This window comes from Faecalibacterium tardum (assembly GCF_040096515.1).
Classification (GTDB): domain Bacteria; phylum Bacillota; class Clostridia; order Oscillospirales; family Ruminococcaceae; genus Faecalibacterium; species Faecalibacterium tardum.
In genome coordinates this window covers 1-1,450 of the sequence record NZ_JBBMEO010000090.1, presented here as the reverse complement: position 1 = coordinate 1,450, position 1,450 = coordinate 1, and the positions used below count along the sequence as shown (strand labels likewise).

General features: G+C 62.1%; 1 protein-coding gene. It reads right to left on the bottom strand.

The features are described 5' to 3' along the window. Nucleotides 1-1,246: bifunctional folylpolyglutamate synthase/dihydrofolate synthase (locus WMO44_RS14865; RefSeq protein ID WP_349153040.1), on the bottom strand; the 1,246-nt coding region annotated here is incomplete at its 3' end. Nucleotides 1,247-1,450: the final 204 nt, after the last annotated feature.

Genomic DNA, 1,450 nt, shown 5'->3' with positions numbered 1-1,450 from the left:
GCCGGACATCGCCGGAGAAATACAGCGTACCCAGTGCGCACACCGGGCCTTCGCCGCCCAGTTCTTCTGCGCGTGCCACACCGGCCTCGATGCTGTCCGCAGCCTCGGCAGTGCAGCCGTAGGCACGGATATGCTCCGCCAGCGTCTGCGCCGGCATGGCGCGGGGGTTGTGCGCCGTCACGGTCACGAACCGCTCGGCCAGCGGTGCCAGCAGCGCCAGCATCTCGTCCACATCCTTGTCGGCCATAATGCTGACCAGAAAGACGAATTTCTGCCCGGGGAAGCGGTCTTTCAGGCTCTGTACCGTGGCGCGCATCCCGTGGGCGTTGTGGCTGCCGTCCAGCACAAAGGCCGGGCTGTGGCGCAGCAGTTCAAAGCGCCCGGGCCAGCTTACCTGCTCCAGTCCGGTGCGGATATCGCTTTCCGGGATATTCCAGCCCTGCTGCCGCAGCACCCGCAGGGCGGTAATGGCCAGCGCGGCGTTGCGGGGCTGATAGCTGCCGATGAGCGGCAGCCGTACCCCGTCCAGCCCGTCAAAGCTGAAGGTAACTGCATCCAGATCCCCGCCGGTGACCTGCAGCTTTGCAAAATCCACCTCCGTCAAGGGAGCGTGCTGCTGTGCCGCCACCCGGCGCAGCACGGCGTCTGCCTCCGGTGCGCCGCCGTAGCTCACCACCGGACAACCCGGCTTGATGATGCCCGCCTTGGCAGCGGCGATATCTGCCAGCGTGGGGCCTAGTTCCTTGACGTGGTCCATGCCCAGTGCGGTGATCACCGCGCAGGCAGGCTTTTCAATGACATTGGTGGAATCCAGCGTACCGCCAAGCCCCACCTCCAGCACCACGATATCGCACTGCTGCTGCGCAAAATAGAGCATGCCCAGTGCGGTGATGATCTCGAACTCAGTAGGCACGTCCTCCATGGCATCGGCGGCGGGCTTTACCTGCTCTACCAGCGCCACCAGCGCTTCGTCCGGGATCTGCTGCCCGTTGATCTGGATGCGCTCGTTGAAGCGGTTGATGAAGGGCGAGGTATACAGTCCCACCCGGTAACCGGCGGCTTGCAGACAGGAAGCCAGCATCGCCGCCGTACTGCCCTTGCCGTTAGTGCCCGCCACATGAACGAATTGCAGCTTTTTGTGCGGGTCGCCCAGTGCCGCCAGCAGGGTGCGGGTGCGGGTAAGCCCGGGCTTATGCCCCGCCCACTGCACCGCATGGATGTATTCCATTGCCTGTTCGTAGTTCATAGATACTGCCTCGATTCAAGATCACGATTTGGAATGCGCTCCGCTGCGCTCTGCGCATCATCAGCGGAAAAATTATTTATAATTTCGCAATTCTGGAAAATCTGCGGATTTTCCAGAATTGCCTTTTCACGGTAGGGGTTTGGGAACGAACTCCCTCAGTCAAAACCTGACGGTTTTGCCAGCTCCCTCGGGGAGGGAGCCTTT